A 22,031-nucleotide genomic window follows, 5' to 3' on the forward strand; every position below is an offset into this window, starting at 1 on the left:
CATGAACGCGCAGGATACCGGTCTCGATCGACGTACGCTGATGAAGGTGACCGCAGCGTTCGGGATCGCCTCTGTTGCCGCCGCTGCGCCAGGTGCTTTCGCCCAAGCGGCCCCGTCGAGGCGGGGATGGGAGTGGGAGCCGATGCGCTGGATCCAGATCTGCGCCACCGACGACGATCCCGGCCGGTACGACAAGGCATTCTGGCTCGATTTCCTGCGCCGCACAAAGACGCAGGGCGTTTGCCTGAGCGCGGGTGGGGTGACGGCCTTCTACCCGACAAAGGTGCCCTTCCACTATCGTACGCCGTACCTCGGCAACGGTGACATGTTCGGCGAGCTTGCCCACGACTGCAAGGCGATGGGCATCCGCGTGCTGGGTCGTGTCGATCCGCACGCGCTTCACGCCGACGCCCTCGCCGCCCGGCCCGATTGGATCGCGCGCAATGCTGACGGGACCCCCAAGCGGCACCCCACCGACCCTTCGCTCTATCTCACCTGTCCCAACGGGCCGGTGACGTTCGAGTGGATGCCCCAGATCCTGAAAGAGATCGTCAGCAGCTATCCGGTGGACGGCATCTTCGGCAATCGCTGGGCGGGCAGTGCGGGTCTCTGCCACTGCAACGTGTGCCATAGTGATTTCAAGCGTGCGAGCGGGCAGGAATTGCCCGCCTCGCTCGCCGACCCGCGCAATCCGGTGGTGCGTGCCTATTTCGAGTGGGACAATAACAAGCGCTACGCCCAGCTGAAGCTGTGGGGCGACACCGTCAGCGCGATCAATCCCGACGCCTTTTTCACCCCCGGCACGTGGGGCCGGCTCGATCCCAAGCGCCTGCGGCAGACCATCCGCTCGATCTATGCGGACCGGCAGGGGCGCAGCGGCCAGAATGCGGCGTGGCTGAACGGGCGTAGCGCCAAGGAAGCGTATTGCCTGATGCAGGACCGGCCGGTGACCGGCATCTTTGCGGCCGGCGAGACCTCGACTCCGTATCGATTCATGGATTCCGTACAATCGCCCGCGGAAATCACCGCCTATCTCCATGACGGGCTGGCGCATGGCTTCCGCCCGTGGATGACCAAGTTCAAGGCGGAGGTGTTCGACAAGCGCTGGGTCGCGCCGGTCGAGAAAACCTATGTCTGGCTGGCAAGGAACGAGGATTATTTCCGCAATACGGACAATCTCGCGCGCGTCGCCATGCTGCAATCGACCCAGACCGCGACCTATTATGTGCCGGCTTCGCGCGCCGACACCGGCGCGGCCGGGCCCATGGATGCTCAGTCCCTCCATGGAAACGCTGACGACGCAGGCAACGGCTTCTACCAGGCGCTGGTTGAATCCCGTGTCCCGTTCAACATCGTGGACGAACGTCAGCTCGATCCGGAATATATCGACCGCTATCGCGTGATCGTCCTTCCCAACGCGGCGGCGCTTTCCGACGCGCAATGCGCACAACTTCGCAGCTACGTGTCGCGCGGCGGCGCGATCGTCGCCACGCACGAGACCTCGCTTTATAACGAGTGGGGCGAGCGGCGGGCCAATTTCGGCCTAGCCGACCTGTTCGGCTGCGATTTCGCCGGCAAAGTCGATGAGCGGGTGCAGAATTCCTACATCGCGATTCACGGGCCGCATCCCCTTACCCTTGGACTGGACGACACCCCCCGCATCGTTTCCGGTACAAAGCTGGTGCATGTCACACCGCACAAAAACCTGGCGAAGGCAGCGCTGACGATCGTGCCGAGCTACCCCGACCTTCCCATGGAGAAGGTGTTCACCGGCGTGCGAGATAGCGGGCAACCGATGGTTTACGCACGTACGTTCGGCAAGGGTCGCGTCGTCTATTTCCCAACCGACCTCGATCGCACCTTCTGGGAGCTTTCGAGCCGGGATCACCTGTTCGTGCTGCGCAACGCGGTCGCCTGGGCAGCGGGAGAGGAGCAGCCGATGGTCGTCACCGGGACCGACGCGGCGATGGTCGACGTCAGTTTCTGGCGGCAGGGCAATTCGGCCACGGCACATTTGGTGAACCTTACCAATCCGATGGCGATGAAAGGCTTCATGCGCGATCTTCTGCCCGTGGGGCCGTTCACAGTCAGCCTTGCCTTGCCGGCCAGCGCTGCGGTGAAGCGCGTCCGCCTACTGGAAGCGAATATCGACGTACAATCGCGGCGGGAGGGATCGAGACTGGTTGTGGAGGTGCCCTCTATCCAGGTCCATGAGGTCGTCGCGATCGATTTCGCCTAAGCCAGGCGCCTTATCGAGCGGGTTTGGAAGCCGGCTCGATCCCGCTTATGCTTCGGGTCGGCATTGCGCCGTATGCCTCTGCCTGGTGCGGCGCGCCCAAGCAGTTTTATGAATAGCCGAGTCGAGGCTGCCGCGAAACCACAGTGTCGTTGATATGTTGCGGCGCGGCTCAGCCGTCCCGCCACTTGTATCACGCGGGTTGCGAATTCCCCTTCGTGCTCCACCCGTCCCGCATCGTGAAAATGAGCCAGCCATTGGGTGGCGAGGCCCGAGCCTCTCCCTTACTGAAAAGATACGAATTCAATGAATACCTTCAGTGGTCTTGGTGTCCTCGAAAGTAGCGAGCGCACCATGGCCCTCGACTATCGCAGAGCTTCGACAAACGAGAACGGCTCGCAATCGAGCCAGAAAATATGGGGAGAGGGTCATGGTTAGAGGCAAGGGGAAGCTGCACCTACTCGGAGTGAGCCTGTTGCCGTTGGTGGCGGCAGGCTGGGCGCCGAGCGGCGCGGCGGCACAGGCGCCTGCGCCGGTACAGAGCCCCGCCGACCCGGCGCCGCAGACGCAGGCGCCAGACACCTCGCCTACCGGGCAGGACGCCGCCGTCGCGGAAACCAATGCCAATGACGTCATCGTTACCGGCAGCCGCATCAGCCGCCGGGGTTTCGAAACACCGACGCCGACCACCGCTATCTCCGTCAAGCAGCTGGAGGCCAAGGCGGCGCTGACCGTCACCGACATCATCGCCGAAATCCCCTCGATGCGGCCCAACCAGAACAGCAACAATTCGTCCAACGCGGGTCAATCCTTGTTCGACCTGCGCGGTATCGGTTCCAATCGCACGTTGGTGCTGCTCGATGGACTGCGACTGGTGGATACCAGCCCGATCCCGGGTGGCGTGAACGCCAACATCCTGCCGGCCGCACTCATCAACCGCGTCGAGGTTGTGACCGGCGGCGCGTCCTCGGCCTACGGTTCGGACGCGATCACCGGCGTCGTCAACATCGGCCTGATCTCATCGATGACCGGTGGCAAGATCGACGTTCAGGGCACGATCGGGCAAACTGGCGACGACCGGCAGAAGAGCATCAGCGCCTCCTGGGGCCACAATTTCCTCAACGACCGGCTGCATTTCGTCGTGGCCGGTAGTTATTTCCGCCAGCCGAATATCATCCGCATTCGCGATCGCGACTGGGGCAGAGAGGGCTACACGCGCTATCAGAACACCGCCGCGAATATCGCCGCCGGTCAGGCGGGCCAGATCATCGGCCCGGGTGGCGCGATGGCGCAGATGACATTCGGCGGCGTGATCACGAGCGGCCCTCTTGCCGGCAACCGGGCGAATGGCGTGGCCGGTACTCAGTTCCTGGGCAACGGTGTGACCGCGCCGTTCAACTACGGCGCCTATTGCGGCGGCAACGTCTATTGTCAGGGCGGCGACGGCGTCCGCAGTTGGGAAATCGGAGGCGGCGTCATCCGTCCGAAGGCCGATCGCTATACCGGCTATAGCCGCCTGTCCTATGACATCGGCGAGACCAGCTCGATCTACGCGTCGGTTCTCTATTCCTATGACAAGGAAATCCAGACCAACGTCCCGAATTATAATAACGGCGATCTCGTCATCCGCCGCGAGAATTACTTCCTGCCGGCCCAGATCCGGACGGCGCTGGGCACCACGCCCACCTTCACACTCGGCCGTATCAACATCGAGGACGGGTTCACCCGCAACACCGCCAAGTCGCAATATCTTCGCTTACTGACCGGTGCGGAAGGCCAGCTGTCCTTCCTCGAAGGCTGGAAGTGGGATACACACTTTGCCTATACTCGTGCGACCTACGACTCTTCCGCACAGAACAATCGCGTGCAAAGCCGCTTCCTTGCGGCCGTCGACGCGATCGCCAACCCCGCGGTCGGTGGCGTCCCCGGCGTGGCGGTGGGTGCGCCGATTTGCCGGTCCACGATCGCCAATCCATCCAACGGCTGCGTCCCGATCAACCTGTTCGGCCCCAACACGATCAGTGATGCCGGCAAGGCATATTATCTCGGTACGTCGTGGACGCACACGATACTCGATCAGTATAATGCGGGCGGCAACCTGCGCGGCGATCTGTTCAACACTTGGGCAGGCCCCGTCTCATTCGCCACCGGCGCGGAATATCGCCGCGACGGCATCCGCCAGACCTCCGATCCTATCTCGGCGATCACGGGCTGGCGCCAGGCGAGCGGCACGCCGTTCCACGGCAGCAACTGGGTGCGCGAGGGCTATGCCGAGGCCGTTATTCCGCTGACAATTCCCAACTTCGCGCTCATGAAGAAGTTCGAGATCGATACCGCAATCCGCGTCGCCGATTATCAGAACAGCGGCACGGCCACGGTATGGAAGGTCGGCGCCAACTACGAGGTGAACGACTCGATCCGCTTCCGCGCTACCTACAGCCACGACTTCCGTGCGCCGAGCGTCAACGAGCTATTCAGCACGCCGGTCACCAACAACGGCGCGTCCGTCATCGACCGCCAGCCCGGACCGAACCAAAATCAGTCGGTTACGGTGCTGACGATCACCGGCGGCAATCGCGACCTACAGCCGGAAAAGGCCAAGACACTGACCTACGGCGTGGTGCTGTCGCCAGCCTTCTTCCCGGGCTTCCGCTTCTCGGCGGATGTTTATCGGATCAACATGGACAATGCGATCACGGCCTTCTCGATCCAGGACGTGGTCAACAATTGCTACCTGCGTAGTCAGGACGTTTTCTGCGGCGCGATCACCCGCGATCCGGTCACCGGCAAGATCACGGTTGTTCAGGCGCTGTCCTTCAACGCGCAGGTGCTGAAGGTCAACGGCATCGACTTCGAAGCGCGCTATGCCGTGCCTCTCGCCGATATGGGCGTTCCGGGTTCGCTGGTACTGGGCTCGCTCGTCTCGTACGTTCAACACGTCAAGACGGTGGTCAACGCCGCGGTGCAGGAAAATGCTGGTTTCCTGACCGGCACCAATGCCACGCCGCGCTGGCGCGCATCCAACACCATCACCTACGATCTCGGCCGGCTCACGTTGCGCTCGCTGGTCACGGTGGTCGGCGCGGGCCGCTATTCGGCGACCTACCCGACGGCGGCCGACATCTCGCCTTACCATTGGAAGGCGCAGGCCTACGTCGACATTTCGGCGCAATATCGGATCAACGATCATTTCGAGATCTACGGCAAGATCAACAACCTGCTGGACAAGGATCCGCCCTTCATCGCCGACAATGCCATCATCAAGGCGCTGCCCAACTCGTCGAGCTACTACGACAATATCGGCCGGGTCTACGGCCTGGGCGCCCGCTATCGCTGGTAAGCGGATATCCGCTCTCGGGCGGGGCTGCGCACGACCGCGGCCCCGCCAGCGACGAACAGACCATGAAGGGCACTGCAATGGTCGATAAAAATACGCCGGGGCTCGGCCGGCGCCAGTTCTTGACCGCGATCGGCGCGACGGGCGTGGCACTGCCGGGGCGGGCAGCGTCCGCCCGGCGCTTGGGCAAAGTCGCCATCACGCTCGATCCCGCCGTTGCCAGTCCGCCAGTTGCCTGGGCGCTCGAGCGGTTGAGCGCCGCCCTCGGATCCAAGGGCTTCTCTGTCTCCACCGGGGGAAGTCCGGCCGGCGCCGCCCGCGTGATCGCGGTCCAGCATGTAGCCGCCCTCGGTCCGGAAAGCGTCTCGATCGCCGCGCGAGGGCGTCAGACGGTCGTGAGATCGGGCGGCGCGCGCGGCCTGAGCTATGGGCTGATCGAACTGGCCGAGCGCGTGGCCGAAGGGTCCGACCCGCTGGCTGCGCTGACTCCCCGAGCGCCGATCACCGAGGAACCGGCGGCCGGGGTCCGCAGCATATTGCGCGCCTTCTGCAGCGATATCGAGGACAAGCCCTGGTATTACGACAAAGCCTATTGGTCGGGTTACCTGGACCTTCTCGCTGCGAGCCGCTTCAATCGGCTGCAGCTCGCATTCGGCTTCCAATATGATTTCCCGTCGGGGGTGACGGAGGATTACTTCCATTTCCCTTACCCCTATCTGGTGACGGTTCCCGGCTACGACGTGCAGGTCGTGCCGATCGAACCGGGGGAGCGCGAGCGCAACCTGGAGATGCTTCAGTTCGCCTCGTCGGAGGCGGCCAGACGTGGGCTGGACTTCCAGCTGGGCATCTGGACGCATGCCTACCAATGGACTGAAAGTCCGCGCGCGCGTCACCACATTACTGGTCTCACGCCCAGCAACCACGCCCGCTACTGTCGCGACGCGCTGGCGCTGCTCCTGCAGGCATGCCCGGACATCACCGGCCTCTCCATGCGGGTGCATGGCGAAAGCGGCGTTCCGGAGGGAAGCTACGATTTCTGGCGGACGGTGTTCGAGGCCATTACCGCCTGCCCGCGGCCGATTGAGATCGATATGCATGCCAAGGGCATCAACGACATCATGATCGATATGGCGGCCAAGACCGGAAAGCCCGTCAAGGTCAGCCCCAAATATTCGGCAGAGCATCAATCGCTCGGCTATCATCAGGCCGACATCCGCGAGATGGAGATTCCGCGCGCGGATCGTATGGAGACGGGCACGTTCGCCGTGAGCAACGGTGATCGGCGCTTCACCCGCTACGGCTATGCCGACCTCATTCGTGAGGACCGCAAGTACGACATCCTCTTCAGGCGCTGGCCCGGCACGCAACGCCATCTGATGAACGGCGATCCCGCCCACGCTGCCGCTTACGGCCGCACCGCCGCCTTCTGCGGTGCCGCCGGACTCGAAATCTGCGAGCCGCTGACGTTCAAAGGCCGCAATGGCTCGGGCCATCCGGGCGGGCGATGCGCCTATTTGAACGCCGCCCTCGATCCGGGGCCCAACGACTGGGCGAAGTTTGCCTACGCCTATCGGCTGTGGGGCCGCGCGCTCTACGCGCCCGATGCCGAACCCGAAAGTGCACGGCGATATCTTGCAGCGCAGTTCGGACCTGCAGCGCCCGCGTTGGAAGTCGCGATGGCACATGTCAGCCGAATCCTGCTGCTGTTGACCAGCGCCCACCTCTCCACCGCGTCCAATCGACAGAGCTGGTTCGAGAATTTCACCAATCTGCCGATCGTGCCGGGCAGCGAGCCGGCGGTTTACCGTGACACGCCCCGCCCCTGGTGCGCAGCGACGGTGAGCGCACTCGATCCCCAGCTTTTCTCGTCGATCGCGGACTATGTCGGTGAACTGATCGGCGGCGTGCGCGACCCGCGTTATACGCCGGCCGAGGTCGCGGCATGGATGGAAAGTTGGTCTGGCGAGGCCGAGAAGGCACTGGCCGACGCGATCGCCCGACGGCGCGGCCCGGCGACGATGGAATTCCGCCGGTGGGAGGAGGACATCCGCATTCAAGTGGGGCTGGGCCGCTTCTTCGCGGGCCGGTTCCGCGCCGCAATGCTCTATGAGATATTCCTGCGCACCGGAGATCCGGACGCAGGTTACCAGGCGGTGGAGCGCTACCGCGCGGCCCGCGCCGCCTGGGCGGCGATGGCTGAGCGCGCGCGCACTGTCTATGTCGCCGATATTGGCTATGGCGAACCCGCCGTCTCGCGCGGGCATTGGATCGACCGGCTACCGATGATCGACCAGGACCTGGCGGCGATGGCGGTCGCGGTCGGGAACCGCCCGGGCGACAAGCCGCTGCCAGACCCGGTCGTCCGCGCCGCGGTGGCGGCGGTGACATCGAGCCGACCGCGTTGGCAAGCGCGCTGCGGCCATAGCCCGGCAACGGCGTTCGTTCCCGGCGCCGAGTTGGCGCTCGAGCTGGACACGCAAGCCCCGGTGCGCGGCGCCGAACTCTGGTATCGCCACGTCAACCATGGCGAGCGCTGGCGTAGTTTGGCGATGAGCCGCGATGGCAGCCGCTTCCGCGCTGCCATCCCGCGTGAATACACAGCGTCACCCTATCCGCTTCAATATTATTTCGTCTTGCACGGTGGCGAAGCCGCCCCTGTCTTTCATCCGGCATTCGACGCGGAGCTATCGAACCAGCCGTATTTTGCGGTTTGGAAGCGGACAGGAGGTCGTCTGCCTGCGTGAGAGATAGCGGGAGGGTCGGAAACTATTCCGCCCCTTCCGAGGAGAGATTAAGGCATGAGAGGAATGGAAATGACGAAGCTCGGTTTGCTCTTGCTCGCTACCGTCGCGGCCACGCCGACCTTGGCGCAGCGCCAAAGCGGGTCTCCGCTCGATCACCTGCCCGCCAATGTCCAGCAATTGACCCAATTCGGCGAACGGGCCGATTTCTCGCCCGACAACAAGCAAATCGCTTTCATGGCCAAGAGCTTCGGCGATGCCTTCGTCATCGATCTGGCGACCCGCAAGATCCGATGCCTCACCTGCAATGTTCCCGGCGGCGCGTTCCTGCGCGTCATGCACCTGTCCAACGGTGATTACATTCTGATCGGGCCTGAGCATTTCACCGACATCCGCACCAGCCGGACGCGCGACAATGAACTCTGGTATCTGAGCAAGGCTGTCGGCTCGAAGCCCATCCGGCTCGGCGAGAAGATGAGCGAAGGCGCCGCCGTATCGAAGACGGGAATGCAGATTGCCGTGTCCGAACTTCCTGATCAATATCCCGATTTGGCCAAGAACGCGTCGCGCATCATCACCATGAAGGTCGACCTGTCCGGAGCGGTGCCGCGGCTGACGGAGCGCAAGACCGTCTATGTCAGCAACCGTGAAGACTGCATCACGGAGGCGCAGGACTTCTACGACCATGACACCAAGCTGACGTTCGTCTGCTACAATCGGAAGGATATCCCGCCGCAAGACGACCAATATGCCGACGTGATGAGCCTGGACCTCAAAAGCGGCATCGCGACCAACATGACGCAGCACGACCATTCGTATAACGAGGTCGAGGGCATTTTCCCGGACGGCAAATATACGGCCGTCGAAGCCGATCGTCAGGTCGAGCAACTCGGCGGCCGCCGCGGATCGCACAATATCGACATATGGAAACTCAGGCTGGACGGAACCGGCAAGGATCTCACGCGCCTGACGAACTTCAATGACTATGAAGGATGGAAGGCCTCCAATCCCGTCATATCCACCGACGGCCGGTACATGGCGTTCCAGCTCGCCTCCACCAAGGACGAGGCCGGTGTGGGCTACGGTCTCCTGCTCTACCGCTTCTAGGTAAAGCTCAGCCGGAGCCGGTGGCGATGATGCGATAGGCGACGATATCGTCGGCGCCATAGGCGTCGTAGAGATCATGCGACCAGCGGAGCGAATCACCCTGCGCTCGGACGACGCGCTTTCCGTAGCGGAAGCTGACCTCCACCATCACATCCCCGGCAACCGGCGCACTGCCGCCGTTCCAGCCGATCCATTCCGTTTCCTGCGGTGACATATGCGAGCTCTGCGGGATGAGGATCGAAGTCGACCGCACATGGCGGCCCTACGCAGCAAGGCGGGAATCGCCGCTCCCGCGGCGCGCCATTAAAGGAGACAAGCTAAGCGGCCAGAACCGCGCCTATATCCTCCGACATCCGCCGGGCCGCGGCCGCTAGCGAGTGACCGAGCGTATTGAGCCGTTGATCGGGCAGGCGCGTGATGCTGCCCGAAATGGAGAGCGACGCTCGCACCCGGTTGTTGCGGTCAAATACCGGCGCAGCGACGCAGCGCATGCCGGTGGAATTTTCCTGATCGTCGATTGCGAAGCCGCGCGAGCGAATCTGATCGAGCTGCAGAACGAGCGCGCTCTTCTCAACGATGCTCGCATAGGTCCGGCGGGCGAGCGGTCGGCCCTGCAGGAAGGAATCGAGTTCCGTCGGCTTCCAATGCGCCAGCAACACCTTGCCCGAGGCAGTTGTATGCATCGGCAGATGCGTCCCCGGCTGGCAGGTGCTGGCGCGTTGATCGATCGGCCGGACCTGACCGACATAGCGAACACCCTCCGTATCGGACACGGCGATATTCACAATCTCGTTCGCCTCGACCATCATCGACCGCATGATCGGGCGGCCCAGCCGGCCGAGGTCGCGGACCTGAACAAAGGCCGAGCCAAGCGCAAAGGCCTGCACGCCGATCATCCAACAATTATTGGCAGGATCGAACTCGACGTAGCGAAGTGCTGCCATCGTCGTGAGCAGGCGGTGCGCGGTAGATCGCGGCAATTTTGCAAGCGCGGCAACCTGCGTGAGCGTCAGCCCATCGTCATGTTTCGCCAGCGTATCCAGCAAGCCGAACGCCCGCACCAGAGATTGCACCCGGCCAAGCCGGTCGCCCTCTACTTCGAAATCCGCCATCCCAAGCATTGCTGGTGACCCTCTCCCGCCCCTCTTCCATTTCCGGGAAGTATCTGGCCGGTGCAGCTTACATCCGTAATGGCTTCAGTCCAAGAGGCCGCGCGAAATGGTTTTGCCCGTCGCGCGGGCTATGCTTCCCGCATCGTGAGAACGTCGCGCCGCATCACCTGTACTCGACCATAGTGTTTCATCAGGCGGGACATGTGCGATTGTTTTGGCGATTCAGCCTTCCTAGCACCGCACCGGGCTCGCGAGTGCATATCGGCGGGCAAGCTGCGACGGCCGACCACAAGGCCAGCGGCTCGGGGAGCGACGGTCGGGTATGGGAGATGATGTGCAGGTTACGGGCGAACAAGCCATCATCGAGCCGACCGACCGGAACCGGGCGACCCTCAAGCATATCTACGATGCTGCAATCGACGCGGTGCGTGGAGAAAGCCTCATCCGCTCGCGCTCCCGTCTCGAAGAGAATAACTGGATTTATGAGCATGATGGCGAGCGCATAAGCTGGCCCATCGATCCCGCAGGAGCGATTGTGGCGATCGGCGCCGGCAAGGCGACCGCGTCCATCTTGGCGGGGCTGGAGGCCGTGCTCGGCGACCGCCTGGACGGTGGGCGCGCAATCATCAAGCAGGGTCATGGCGAAGCGCTGAAGCGGATCGAGCTCCGCGAGGCCGGGCACCCCATACCGGACGCGAGAGGCGCGGCCGCGACTGCTGAAATGCTCGAATTTCTGCGGGATCTTGGACCGCACGACAATGTCTTCGTAGCGCTCACCGGCGGGGCCTCGGCGCTGCTGGTCGCGCCCGCCGACGGGATCACCCTCGCCGAGAAGGCGCATGTAACAGATATATTGCTCGCCTCCGGGGCCAACATTTCGGAAATCAACACGATCAGGAAGCGTTTGTCGAAAGTGAAGGGCGGGCACCTGCTGGATGCCATCAGCCCGGCCCGTTCGATCACGCTGATGATCTCCGACGTGCCCGGCAACGACGTGGCGATGATCGGATCTGGCCCGACCTATCGCGACCCTTCCACGCCGCAGGAGGCGCTTGCGATACTCGAACGCTACGGCGTGATGGACAAGATGTCGGCCCCGATATTGGCCGCCTTGCGGCAACCCGTCGATCCCGCAGCGCGCATCGCGGATGACCGCGCTGAGCATGTCGTGCTGGCCGATAGCCACACCTCGCTCGCAGCGGCGCAATCGGCCGCCTCGGCCATGGGCTATGTCACCCGGATCGTGGATGCGCATATGCACATGGACACGCATGAGGCGGCGCGCAGATTTGCCGCGGAAGTTCGTCAGGTCGCGGAACGCGGCGGCCCGCCGACGGTGCTTCTTGCCGCGGGTGAGACGACCTTGAAGGTTACTGGTAGCGGGCGCGGCGGGCGCAACCAGGAATTCGCCCTCGTCGCGGCGATCGCGCTCGAAGGGGTCGTCAATGCCGCAATCCTGTCCAGCGGTACCGATGGCACCGATGGCCCGACCGACGCCGCGGGCGCCTTCGCCGATGGAAGCACCATCGCGCGTGCACGTGGAGCGGGAATAAGTGCGCCCCAATCGCTTGCGGACAATGATTCGAACAGTTTCTTCGCGGCGCTCGGCGATCTTCATGTAACGGGTCCGACTGGCACCAATGTCATGGATCTGGTCATTGGCGTGGTGAATTGACCGGCTCTTCAAACGCTGAACGATGGGAATGACGATGTCGCTGCGGATGCCGGATGCCGATCTGGCCATTATCGGTCGGCGAGCGGAAATTGCGGCGGCGATGCGTCTGATCGTCCCCGGCGAAGGGGTGATCGACGATCCCGATGGCCTGCGCGCCTATGAATGCGATGGGCTTACGGCCTACCACCAGCCGCCCATGCTGGTGGTATTGCCCGAGACGACGGACCAGGTCGCGCGCATTCTCGCCTGGTGCAACGCCAACGGGGTGAAGGTTGTGCCGCGCGGTTCGGGCACGTCGCTGTCGGGCGGCGCGCTGCCGCTGGCCGATTGCATCCTGCTCGGCCTGGGCAAGTTCAATCGCATCCTTGCGATCGACTATGATGAACGGATCGCAGTAGTTCAGCCGGGCGTGACCAACCTCGCCGTGACCCGCGCGGTCGAGGATCAGGGCTTCTATTATGCCCCCGATCCGTCCAGCCAGATCGCCTGCTCGATCGGTGGCAACGTCGCCGAGAATGCGGGTGGCGTTCACTGTCTCAAATATGGCGTGACCAGCAACAACGTGCTCGGCGTCGAGCTCGTCACGATGGCGGGAGAAATCCTGCGCATCGGGGGGCGTACGCTAGATGCGGCCGGACTCGATCTGCTCGGCGTCATCGTCGGATCCGAGGGCTTACTTGGCGTCGTCACCGAAGTCACAGTGCGGATCCTGCCCGCGCCGGAAACCGCGCGAGCCCTTCTGATCGGCTTCGCCACAGTGGAGGGCGCCGCGCAGTGCGTGGCCGACGTGATTGCGGGCGGCATCATCCCGGCGGGCATGGAGATGATGGACCGGCCCGCCATCCACGCCGCCGAGGCGTTCGTAGGCGTGGGCTATCCACTAGATGTCGACGCGCTGCTCATTGTCGAACTGGATGGGCCGGGCGCGGAATGCAGCCATCTGCTCGAGGAGGTGGAGCGCATCGCGCGCGCGAACGGCGCGGTCTCCATCCGCGTCTCTACCGATGAACAGGAGCGTATCGCCTTCTGGGCGGGCCGGAAAGCGGCATTCCCCGCGGTCGGGCGGCTCAGCCCGGATTATTACTGCATGGACGGGACGATACCGCGTCGGGCTCTGCCGATGGTCCTGGCGCGCATGGCTGACATGTCGAAGACCCATGGCTTGGCCGTCGCCAACGTTTTTCATGCGGGCGACGGCAACCTTCATCCGCTGATCCTCTACGACGCCAATGTGGACGGCGAACTCGAACGGGCGGAAGCATTCGGGAGCGATATCCTGCGGCTGTGCGTCGAGGTTGGCGGCGTCCTGACCGGCGAACATGGCGTCGGGGTCGAAAAGCGCGATCTCATGCCGGTGATGTTTTCCGGCATCGACCTGCAATATCAGCGGCAGCTGAAGCACGCATTCGATCCTGGTACACTGCTTAACCCAGGCAAGGTTTTTCCGATCCTCCATCGCTGTGCCGAGCAGGGCCGGACGCATGTCCATCACGGCAACTTGCCCTTTCCGGAACTGCCGCGCTTCTGATGATTGCGCACCGTCCTCATACGGCCGAGGAGCTTTGCGGCATCTTCGCTGCTGCGGCAGAGCGCGGGGCGCGCCTCGAGCTTCGCGGCGGGGGCAGCATGGCCGACGTCGGGTCACCCAGATCGGCCGAGATTGTCGATATGCGCGGCTTTGCGGGCGTCGTGGATTACGATCCGGCGGAGCTAGTGCTGACCGTCGGCGCCGGAACCCCTCTGGCTGGGGTGCAACAGTTGCTTGCGGCCAAGGATCAGGCTCTCGCCTTCGATCCGTTCGACGGCGGCCCCCTGTTCGGCGGACCGTCGGGCGCAGCGACGATTGGGGGTATCGTCGCCGCGGGCACAGCAGGCTCTCGACGGTTGAGCGGAGGCGGCGCGCGCGACCACCTGCTCGGCTTCACCGCAATATCAGGCCGCGGCGAAACCTTCGTCGCGGGCGGCCGCGTCGTAAAGAATGTGACCGGGTTCGATCTGCCAAAACTGATGGCAGGCAGCTGGGGACGGTTGGCGGCGCTCACTCAGATAACGTTGCGAGTTTTGCCTCGCCCGCGCGAAAGCATCACGCGGACGTACGCTGGCCTGACGCTTGAAGGAGCACGCGCCCTGTTCGCCGCCGCGATGGCGTCGCAGGCGAGTATCTCCGCTGCTGCTTACCGGCCCGGTGATGGGCGGGACAGCTCGCTAACGGCCTTGCGGATCGAGGGTTTCGGTCCCTCGGTCCGCGCCAGGCTCCTGATGCTGGACGGATTGGGTCAAGGCCTCGATGCCATGGTCGGGACGGACATCGATGGCGACCAGTTCTGGAACGAACTTGCCACGCTTTCCCCGCTTGCGGATGGCCGGCCGCTATGGCGGATCAGCGTGCCGCCCAGCGCCTGCAGCGGCCTAGTCGCGGCAATGCTGCCGCTCGACGTGCATTATCTTGTGGATTGGGCCGGGGCTCGCATCTGGATGACCTACAACGGACCTGCTTCGGTGCTGCGTGACGCCGCGGCCGCGCTCGGCGGCCATGCGATGCTCATCCGCGGCGATCCGGAGCTGCGCACCGCTACGCCGGCATTTCATCCCCAGCCCGCCTCAGTCGCCGCGCTGGAGGAACGCGTTCGCCGGGCCTTCGACCCGGCCGGTCTTTTCGAAACGGGTCGCTTTTGATGCGCACGACATTCTCCGAAGAGCAGCTCAGCGACCCCGCGATGGCTTCATCCGAAGCCGTCATCCGCAAATGTGTGCATTGCGGCTTCTGCACCGCGACCTGCCCGACTTACGTGCTGCTGGGAGACGAGCTCGATAGCCCGCGCGGCCGCATCTATCTGATCAAGGACATGCTGGAGGGTGCGCGGCAGCCGACGCCCGAGATCGTCAAACATGTTGACCGCTGCCTGTCATGTCTCGCCTGCATGACTACCTGCCCCTCCGGCGTGAACTACATGCATCTGGTCGATCATGCCCGCGCCTATATCGAAGAGCGCTATCGCCGGCCGCTCCGCGATCGGTTGCTGCGAGCATTGCTGGCCTGGGTTCTGCCGCATCCGCGCCGCTTCCGGATAGCGCTGCGCCTGGCACGGCTGGCCCGGCCGGCGGCGCCCTTGCTCACGCGCATACCTGCGCTGCGGCCGATCGCCGCGATGCTGGCGCTGGCGCCGCGCCGCGCAGCACCGCCGCCCGCACGGCCAAGCTTACAGTCGCCCCCGTCATTGGCGCGCAGCAGGGTGGCGCTGCTGCAAGGGTGCGCCGAACCGCTCCTGCGGCCGGAATTCGGCGCCGCGGCGGTTCGCCTCCTGGAAAAGGCGGGCTTCGAAGTTGTCTTCGCGCCGGGCGAGGGCTGCTGCGGCGCGCTGGTCCACCATATGGGCCGCGAAGCACAGGCGCTTGCCGACGCGCGGCGCAATGTCGATGCCTGGATCCGCGAAGCCGAACGTGACGGGCTCACCGCCATTTTGGTTACCGCCTCGGGTTGCGGCACGGTGATCAAAAATTACGGATTCATGCTGCGCGACGATCCCGCTTATGCCGAAAAAGCGGCGCGCATATCCGCGCTAGCGAGGGACGTATCGGAGTTCCTGCTGGAGCTCTCTTTGCCGCCGGGCGACGGGCGCGGGCTGACCGTCGCCTATCACGCTGCCTGCTCGCTGCAACATGGGCAGAAGGTGACGGACGCACCCCGGCGGCTGCTCGCCCATGCCGGCTATGCGGTCAGGACGCCGATCGAAGCGCATCTATGCTGTGGATCGGCCGGGACCTACAACATCCTGCAGCCCGAGATTGCGGGCCAGCTCGGTGCGCGCAAGGCCGCCAATCTCGCCCGGCTCGATGCCGACGTGGTCGTCACCGGAAATATCGGCTGTGCGCTACAGATCGCTCAGCATTCGGATATACCCGTCGTCCATCTGGTCGAACTGCTCGACTGGGCGACGGGCGGGCCCGCCCCCGCATCGCTTTCTCACTTCGCCCAAGGATCTTCTGCGTGACTAGCATCGTGAACAACATGATCGACAAAGCCGGCCTCAAGATCGCCGAACCCCTCGTGCGGTTTGTCGAGGACCAGGCCCTGCCGGGCACGGGGCTTTCGCCCGAAGCCTTCTGGTCCGGCACTGCGGCCATCTTCGCGCGCCTCGCGCCCGAAAATGCCGCGCTGCTCAAGATTCGCGACGAGATGCAGGCCAAGATCGATGCCTGGCATCGCGCCCGCCCCGGTCAACCGATCGACATCGGAGAATATCGCGCCTTCCTGACGAAGATCGGCTATCTCGTTCCCGAGCCGACGCCATTCGCCGTCACCTCCGCCAATGTCGACGACGAGGTCGCGAAGCTAGCCGGCCCTCAGCTCGTCGTGCCCGTACTCAATGCCCGCTTCCTGCTGAACGCCGCCAATGCGCGCTGGGGCAGCCTCTATGACGCCCTCTACGGGACAGATGCCATCGCCGGCGCGGCACCCGCCGCAGGCTATGACCCCGAGCGCGGCAGAAAGGTTATCGCATGGGGACGCGAGTTCCTGGATGAGGCGGTACCCCTGGCCGCAGGCAGCTGGACCGATTTCGATGGAGACCTGACCCTGGCCGATCCGGCGCAATTGGTCGGGCGTTCGCGCGACAATCTCCTCTTCCGCCACAACGGCCTGCATATCGAACTGGTAATCGACCGCGCACATCCGATCGGGGCTGCCGATCGGGCGGGGATCGCGGATATCGTCCTCGAAGCGGCGCTGACCACGATCGTCGATCTCGAGGATTCGGTTGCGGCGGTCGATGCCGAAGACAAGGTCGCGGCCTACGCCAATTGGCTGGGGCTGATGAAGGGAGAGCTCGCCGCGACCTTCAAGAAAGGCGATCGCGACGTCACGCGCACGCTGGAAGCCGATCGCGACTATTTGGCGGCGGACGGGAGCACGCTGACGCTGCCCGGCAGGTCGCTGCTGTTCGTGCGAAATGTCGGTCATCTCATGACCACGCCCGCCGTGTTGCTCGCCGACGGGTCGGAGGCGCCCGAAGGCATGCTTGACGCAATCCTCACCAGCCTGATCGCGATGCACGATCTCACGGGCAGCGGCCGCTTCCGCAATAGCCGCGCTGGATCGATCTATATCGTCAAGCCGAAGATGCACGGACCGGACGAAGCGGCCTTCACTGACCGGCTATTCGACGCGGTCGAGGATCTGCTCGGGCTCGGACGACATACGATCAAGGTCGGCGTGATGGACGAGGAGCGCCGTACGTCGGCGAACCTCGCGGCCTGTATCGAGGCGGTGAAGAACCGGATTATGTTCATCAACACCGGCTTCCTCGATCGGACCGGTGACGAGATGCACACGTCGCTGCAGGCCGGTGCGATGATCCGCAAGGGCGATATGAAGACGGCCGACTGGATCACCGCCTATGAGGATCGCAACGTCCAGATAGGGCTTGCGTGCGGCCTGTCCGGGCGAGCGCAGATCGGCAAGGGCATGTGGGCCGCCCCCGATCGCATGGCCGATATGCTCGAGCAGAAGATCGCGCATCCCCGCACCGGCGCGAACACCGCCTGGGTGCCATCACCTACGGCCGCCACCCTGCATGCGACGCACTATCACCGGGTCGATGTTTTCGCGCGGCAGCAGGAGCGCAGGGCGGAACCGGTGGCGTCGCTCGACAAATTGCTGACGCCGCCGCTCGCGCATGGCCGCAACTGGTCGCCCGACGAGATACGCGATGAGCTGGAGAATAATGCGCAGGGGATACTTGGCTATGTCGTGCGCTGGGTCGACCAGGGTGTCGGCTGTTCGAAGGTACCGGATATCCACGATGTCGGGCTGATGGAGGATCGCGCCACGCTGCGCATCTCATCCCAGCACATGGCCAATTGGCTGCTCCACGGTGTTGCCGGCAAGGACGAGGCTGAAGCCGCTTTGTCGAAAATGGCCGCCAAAGTCGATGCGCAGAATGCGGGCGATCCGTTGTACCAGCCGATGGCCGGCCACGAGCAGGACAGCCTGGCGTTCCAGGCCGCACGCGCGCTGGTGTTCGAGGGTGTCGCGCAACCGAACGGCTATACCGAGCCACTGCTCCATCGCTTCCGCGCCCATGTGAAGGCGCAGGAGCAAGGCTGATTTCGGGAAATCCAGTCGGGGAGCGCGCGACGCGTAGAACGGGGCCGGAGGCGGGAGGCGGGAGGCTACGTCGCCGGCCGCTTATTCGGCAATTCGCGCAACCCTGTGCTCAAGTCGATCCGCGAGAGATGCCCTGATCGGCTCCCCTTGCCGCAGCTTGCGCCAGGTATTGTAGCTGATCCCGAATTGCGCGTTTAGGCATTCGTCGGTCTGACCCTTCACGATCGATGTCATGAAGCGCACGACCGCCGGGTCGATTGGCCTGCATCCCGGGCGCGGCTTTCGCTCGCTCAGATGAAGATCGGTCATGTCTCGATATTTACAAACGAAGGACGGCCACGAAAAGCTGCTGTTCCGCATCGTGAAAAGCCGGCGCAAAACGGATCGGGTCGGACCGAATGGTCCGACCCGACCAGTGGGGGGTTACACCTCCAACGCGAGGACTTCGTAGGCGTCGACCGCCGGGACGGTCAGATCGATCGTTCGGCCGGTCTGCTGGAAGGCGACGGTGCGGCCCGCCCGCAACAACTTCGCCGACCGGACGCTCGCACCATCCGGCAATGTCATGCGCACGGCCTGTGCACCGAGCGGCACTGGCTTGCGCATATGGCCGCGAAATGCGTTGGGCCCGTTATAATTAAGCATGTGGAGTGCGTAGCCCGGTCCTGTCTGCCAGGCGATCACCTCCATCAGACCGTCGCCGGTGACGCTGACCGGCGCCTTGCCGTCGAGCAGCCAGTGGATCGTGTTGATCAGCTGACGCCCGAGATCGGGATTATCGAGCCGCCAATAGGTCGCGTCCATATCGCCGGCGAGATAGGCGAGGCGCGCTGCTCCGACCTGCCTCGTCACAACGGCCGGACGGTCGGTCGGCCTGGCGCGAGGATAGACGGCTTCCGGCGGATAGACCGGATAGGGGTCGAGGAAGGTCAATGGCGCGTCCGCGACCGGCTTGACCGGCTGAGTCCAGCTTGGCCCGGCAATCCATTTCGTCTCGTCAAAGCCCTCGGTGAGCGGCCCGCGCCGGCGGATTGACTGGAGGTGGATCGGCGCGAATGAGCCAAGCACCGACGCGCCCGTTCCTACCGGCTCGCCTGCCTTCGAGATGCCGAATAGTCCCCCCAAGGCAAAGTCGGCACGCGGCGCGCCGGCCGCGTCATACAAACCGGTCTGATAGGTCGCGAGCAGCGAGCCGCCGCTTTTGACAAAGGCATTCAACGCGTCGGCCTGCGCATCGCTCATCATCGCGAAATTGGGGAGGATCAGCAGGGCGTAAGGCGCCAGCCGCGTGGCGGTCAGGTCATTCTCATGCACGAAATCTACGGGGATCCGCGCATCGACCAGCGCCGCATAGACGCCCTGCAAATAGTCGGTAGCCTTGCCTTTCGCTTCCTTGCGATGACTCATCGTATTGGTCGGAAGCACAATTGCGACGTTGGCAAGCGACCGCTTGTTATGGAAATGCGGCTCGTTGGCCGCATGCCAGCTCAGGAAGTCGCGGCCGGGCGCCTGCCATCGGCGATCCACCGTGAAACCCTGTTCCAGCCCGAGATGATGGTACCAGACGATGCCGCCTGCGGCGGTGGTTTGTGCCATCCGGAAGGTGGGTTCGAAGGTCGTATCCGCCACTTGGCGCCACATCGTCGGGCCCGATCGCGTATAACTGCCGGTAACCGCCGCGACGGGACGGTCGCCCATCATTGCGTGCGCATATTTTACCTGCTGCGCGTCCTGCCATACCGGCTCTTCGACTGCGGAGCGCGCCTGGTTGTCCGAAGTGTACCAATTGGCTTTGCGTGTCAGCTTCCACTGATCGAGGCCGGAATCCTCCATGCCGCCGGCGACGTTGCAGCTGTAGAAATTGTTCGGATTCCTCGCCGTCACGATGCTGCGATAAAGGTCCGTGAGCTGCGCCGCACTGTCCATCAGTGCAGTCTTGTATGCTTCTGAACGCGGGTCGCCGATCTTGCGGCAATTCTCGCAATAGCATTCCTGCATCGTCGGCCAGCCGTTCATATAGACGCCGTCAATGTCGTAGAGTGCGGTCAGCTCACGCAGGATCGCCGGCTGCTGCTCGGTAAATTGGCCCGAAAACTGGCAGGTGAAAGCGATGTTCGGCGCCGGCGTCTGCAGATTGCCCGCCTTGTCGCGGCGGAACCACAGCGGATGCGCGGCCAACAGCTTCGGATCGGTATATTGGATGTCCGGGCTCATCCGGCCGAATACACGGATCCCGCGCTTTTTCGCGGCAGTCAGGCATTCGCCGAACAGATCACGGCCCCTAAGGTAGTCGCTGACGTGGAAGAATGGCACCTTGGTAGGGTAGAAGGCGACCGGCCCCGATACTGACAGGGCGACGGCCTGCACCTTCGCCGAGGCCCAATAATTGGCCCAGGCCTCGACATCGCCGAATTCGGGATCCCGCTCGTTGAAGTTGGTCTGCCCGATCCGCTTGATCGTCTTGTACCAGGGTACCCCACCACCCGATCCGCCGATCGGCGCCGCCATCGCGGCAGTCGGCAGCAAGCCGCCCAGCAACGATGCGGCCCCCGTGACGCCCCAAGTCGTGAATTCGCGCCTGTTGGCGTCCATCGGATCCTCCTGTTCGTGTCGGCGTCAGTCTGCACGTTTAGCCGGATGCGTTCGCGCTGTTTCGCCCGTCTCCGTCCCACGATGCAAAAAGCGGGCTGGTCAGCGCGGCGTGTAGGTCAATCGCTGGACGCGGCGGCCGGCCACTTCGGCGACATAGAGCGCGCCCTTGCCGTCCGCCGCGATCAGGTGGGGGGCCCGGAATGCCGGCATGTTATGGGTCCCATCAAGGCGGCCGATCACTTGCAGCCTTTGCCGATCGAGCACGACCAGCGCGGCATTGCCGAAGTCCACGACGAACAGATAGCGCTGGGCGGCATCGGCCGACATGGCGATGCCGGAGGCGGTGACCGGGGACGCCATGTTGCGATCGATGAAGACCTGGCGAAGATAATGGCCGGCACGCGTAAAAACCTGGAGCCGCTGATTGTTGCGATCGGAGACGTAGACCAGACCGTCGCGCGACAGTTCGACGCCGTGAACCCCATTGAAATCGGGCGGGCCATCGCCGGTTTCGGGCGTCGCCGGGGCGCCGGCCGGGCGCGGCGCCGGAGCCGGCTGCAACGTCGGCACCGAGCCGAATGCGCCCCACATCCGCCGGAAAGCGCCGTTACGGCTATCGACGACAATCACGCGGCGATTGCCGTAGCCGTCGGCAACGTAAACCTCGTGATTGGCGTCATCCACGAACAGGTCCGCCGGGGCGTGAAAATTCGCGGTATCGGCGTTGCCCCGACTTTCGCCCGGCCGGCCAATCTGGCGCAGGAATTTCCCGGCCGCGGTGAATTCGAGCAGCATGTCGTCCGCCGCCCCGCCATTGGGCCGGGCGTTGCCGGTGATCCAGACATGGCCCTGCGCATCGACCGCGAGGCTGTGCTCCACCTGGGGCCAATCATATCCTATCCCCGGGCCACCAAAGCCTGAAACGAATTGACCAGCCGTATCGAACAGCAGCACCGGCGGCGCGGCCTTGTCCTTCTGATCGGCGGACAATGTGCGCGGGCGCTGCAGTACCCAAACATAGTTCCTGCGATCTACGGCCACCGCGGTCACGTCGCCCATGATCCAACGATCTGGCAGCTTCAGCCAGTCCGTCTGCGCACGAAAGGTCGGCATCGGCAGCGGCGT

At 64.0% G+C, this 22,031-nt stretch carries 13 protein-coding genes; 9 read left to right on the top strand and 4 right to left on the bottom strand.

Annotation, left to right across the window (positions count from 1 at the left end; genetic code table 11):
* Position 1: 1 nt before the first annotated feature.
* The 4 genes from DX905_RS05565 (at position 2) to DX905_RS05580 (ending at position 9,421) form a co-directional block, all read left to right on the top strand.
* Positions 2 to 2,239 (top strand): alpha-amylase family protein, encoded by a 2,238-nt coding sequence (locus DX905_RS05565; protein WP_116090467.1) that lies wholly within the window; start codon positions 2 to 4, stop codon positions 2,237 to 2,239.
* Between the two features lie 427 nt (positions 2,240 to 2,666).
* Positions 2,667 to 5,576 (top strand): TonB-dependent receptor plug domain-containing protein, encoded by a 2,910-nt coding sequence (locus tag DX905_RS05570; protein WP_162875477.1) that lies wholly within the window; start codon positions 2,667 to 2,669, stop codon positions 5,574 to 5,576.
* 62 nt (positions 5,577 to 5,638) lie between these two features.
* On the top strand, positions 5,639 to 8,317 hold the full coding sequence (locus DX905_RS05575) for a beta-N-acetylhexosaminidase family protein (protein WP_162875478.1): 2,679 nt from the start codon (positions 5,639 to 5,641) through the stop codon (positions 8,315 to 8,317).
* Positions 8,318 to 8,386: 69 nt separating this feature from the next.
* A complete protein-coding gene (locus DX905_RS05580) occupies positions 8,387 to 9,421 on the top strand; it encodes a TolB family protein (RefSeq protein ID WP_116092354.1) in 1,035 nt (344 codons plus the stop codon).
* A gap of 7 nt (positions 9,422 to 9,428) precedes the next feature.
* Here DX905_RS05580 and DX905_RS05585 read toward each other — a convergent pair whose 3' ends face one another.
* Positions 9,429 to 9,635 (bottom strand): hypothetical protein, encoded by a 207-nt coding sequence (locus DX905_RS05585; RefSeq protein WP_162875479.1) that lies wholly within the window; start codon positions 9,633 to 9,635, stop codon positions 9,429 to 9,431.
* A 103-nt stretch (positions 9,636 to 9,738) separates the two neighbouring features.
* Positions 9,739 to 10,533, bottom strand: coding sequence for an IclR family transcriptional regulator (locus tag DX905_RS05590; protein ID WP_205412200.1), 795 nt, complete (start codon positions 10,531 to 10,533; stop codon positions 9,739 to 9,741).
* A gap of 334 nt (positions 10,534 to 10,867) precedes the next feature.
* Between DX905_RS05590 and DX905_RS05595 the strand changes: the two genes are divergently transcribed.
* From DX905_RS05595 to DX905_RS05615, 5 genes are read left to right on the top strand one after another with little or no spacing between them, the layout of a single operon-like run.
* Complete coding sequence (locus DX905_RS05595; protein ID WP_162875480.1) at positions 10,868 to 12,208, top strand: glycerate kinase type-2 family protein; 1,341 nt, start codon at positions 10,868 to 10,870, stop codon at positions 12,206 to 12,208.
* Positions 12,209 to 12,242: 34 nt separating this feature from the next.
* Positions 12,243 to 13,736, top strand: coding sequence for an FAD-linked oxidase C-terminal domain-containing protein (locus DX905_RS05600; protein ID WP_116092355.1), 1,494 nt, complete (start codon positions 12,243 to 12,245; stop codon positions 13,734 to 13,736).
* Positions 13,736 to 14,884 carry an FAD-binding protein gene (locus DX905_RS05605; RefSeq protein WP_116090473.1) on the top strand — a complete coding sequence of 383 codons (1,149 nt, stop codon included), beginning with the start codon at positions 13,736 to 13,738 and terminating at the stop codon, positions 14,882 to 14,884. Before DX905_RS05600 ends, DX905_RS05605 begins: the two co-directional genes overlap by 1 nt.
* On the top strand, positions 14,884 to 16,200 hold the full coding sequence (gene glcF, locus DX905_RS05610) for a glycolate oxidase subunit GlcF (RefSeq protein ID WP_116090474.1): 1,317 nt from the start codon (positions 14,884 to 14,886) through the stop codon (positions 16,198 to 16,200). The genes DX905_RS05605 and glcF overlap by 1 nt, the downstream gene beginning before the upstream one ends.
* 17 nt (positions 16,201 to 16,217) lie before the next feature.
* A complete protein-coding gene (locus DX905_RS05615) occupies positions 16,218 to 18,314 on the top strand; it encodes a malate synthase G (protein WP_116092356.1) in 2,097 nt (698 codons plus the stop codon).
* 423 nt (positions 18,315 to 18,737) lie between these two features.
* Here the strand turns inward: DX905_RS05615 and DX905_RS05625 are convergent, their stop codons facing one another.
* A complete protein-coding gene (locus DX905_RS05625; protein WP_116090476.1) occupies positions 18,738 to 20,906 on the bottom strand; it encodes an alpha-amylase family protein in 2,169 nt (722 codons plus the stop codon).
* A 99-nt stretch (positions 20,907 to 21,005) separates the two neighbouring features.
* Positions 21,006 to 22,019: an NHL repeat-containing protein gene (locus DX905_RS05630; RefSeq protein WP_162875481.1), complete on the bottom strand. Its 1,014-nt coding sequence runs from the start codon at positions 22,017 to 22,019 to the stop codon at positions 21,006 to 21,008.
* Positions 22,020 to 22,031 lie beyond the last annotated feature (12 nt).

This window comes from Sphingomonas crusticola, assembly GCF_003391115.1.
In the GTDB taxonomy this organism is placed as follows: domain Bacteria; phylum Pseudomonadota; class Alphaproteobacteria; order Sphingomonadales; family Sphingomonadaceae; genus Sphingomonas_I; species Sphingomonas_I crusticola.

What these genes read in the sequence shown, in the direction of transcription:
- DX905_RS05565 (WP_116090467.1), top strand. Translation starts at nt 2, where the DNA reads ATGAACGCGCAGGATACCGGTCTCGATCGACGTACGCTGATGAAGGTG.
- DX905_RS05570 (WP_162875477.1), top strand. Translation starts at nt 2,667, where the DNA reads ATGGTTAGAGGCAAGGGGAAGCTGCACCTACTCGGAGTGAGCCTGTTG.
- DX905_RS05575 (WP_162875478.1), top strand. Translation starts at nt 5,639, where the DNA reads ATGAAGGGCACTGCAATGGTCGATAAAAATACGCCGGGGCTCGGCCGG.
- DX905_RS05580 (WP_116092354.1), top strand. Translation starts at nt 8,387, where the DNA reads ATGACGAAGCTCGGTTTGCTCTTGCTCGCTACCGTCGCGGCCACGCCG.
- DX905_RS05585 (WP_162875479.1), bottom strand. Translation starts at nt 9,635, where the DNA reads ATGTCACCGCAGGAAACGGAATGGATCGGCTGGAACGGCGGCAGTGCG.
- DX905_RS05590 (WP_205412200.1), bottom strand. Translation starts at nt 10,533, where the DNA reads ATGGCGGATTTCGAAGTAGAGGGCGACCGGCTTGGCCGGGTGCAATCT.
- DX905_RS05600 (WP_116092355.1), top strand. Translation starts at nt 12,243, where the DNA reads ATGTCGCTGCGGATGCCGGATGCCGATCTGGCCATTATCGGTCGGCGA.
- DX905_RS05605 (WP_116090473.1), top strand. Translation starts at nt 13,736, where the DNA reads ATGATTGCGCACCGTCCTCATACGGCCGAGGAGCTTTGCGGCATCTTC.
- glcF (WP_116090474.1), top strand. Translation starts at nt 14,884, where the DNA reads ATGCGCACGACATTCTCCGAAGAGCAGCTCAGCGACCCCGCGATGGCT.
- DX905_RS05615 (WP_116092356.1), top strand. Translation starts at nt 16,218, where the DNA reads ATGATCGACAAAGCCGGCCTCAAGATCGCCGAACCCCTCGTGCGGTTT.
- DX905_RS05625 (WP_116090476.1), bottom strand. Translation starts at nt 20,906, where the DNA reads ATGGACGCCAACAGGCGCGAATTCACGACTTGGGGCGTCACGGGGGCC.
- DX905_RS05630 (WP_162875481.1), bottom strand. Translation starts at nt 22,019, where the DNA reads ATGCCGACCTTTCGTGCGCAGACGGACTGGCTGAAGCTGCCAGATCGT.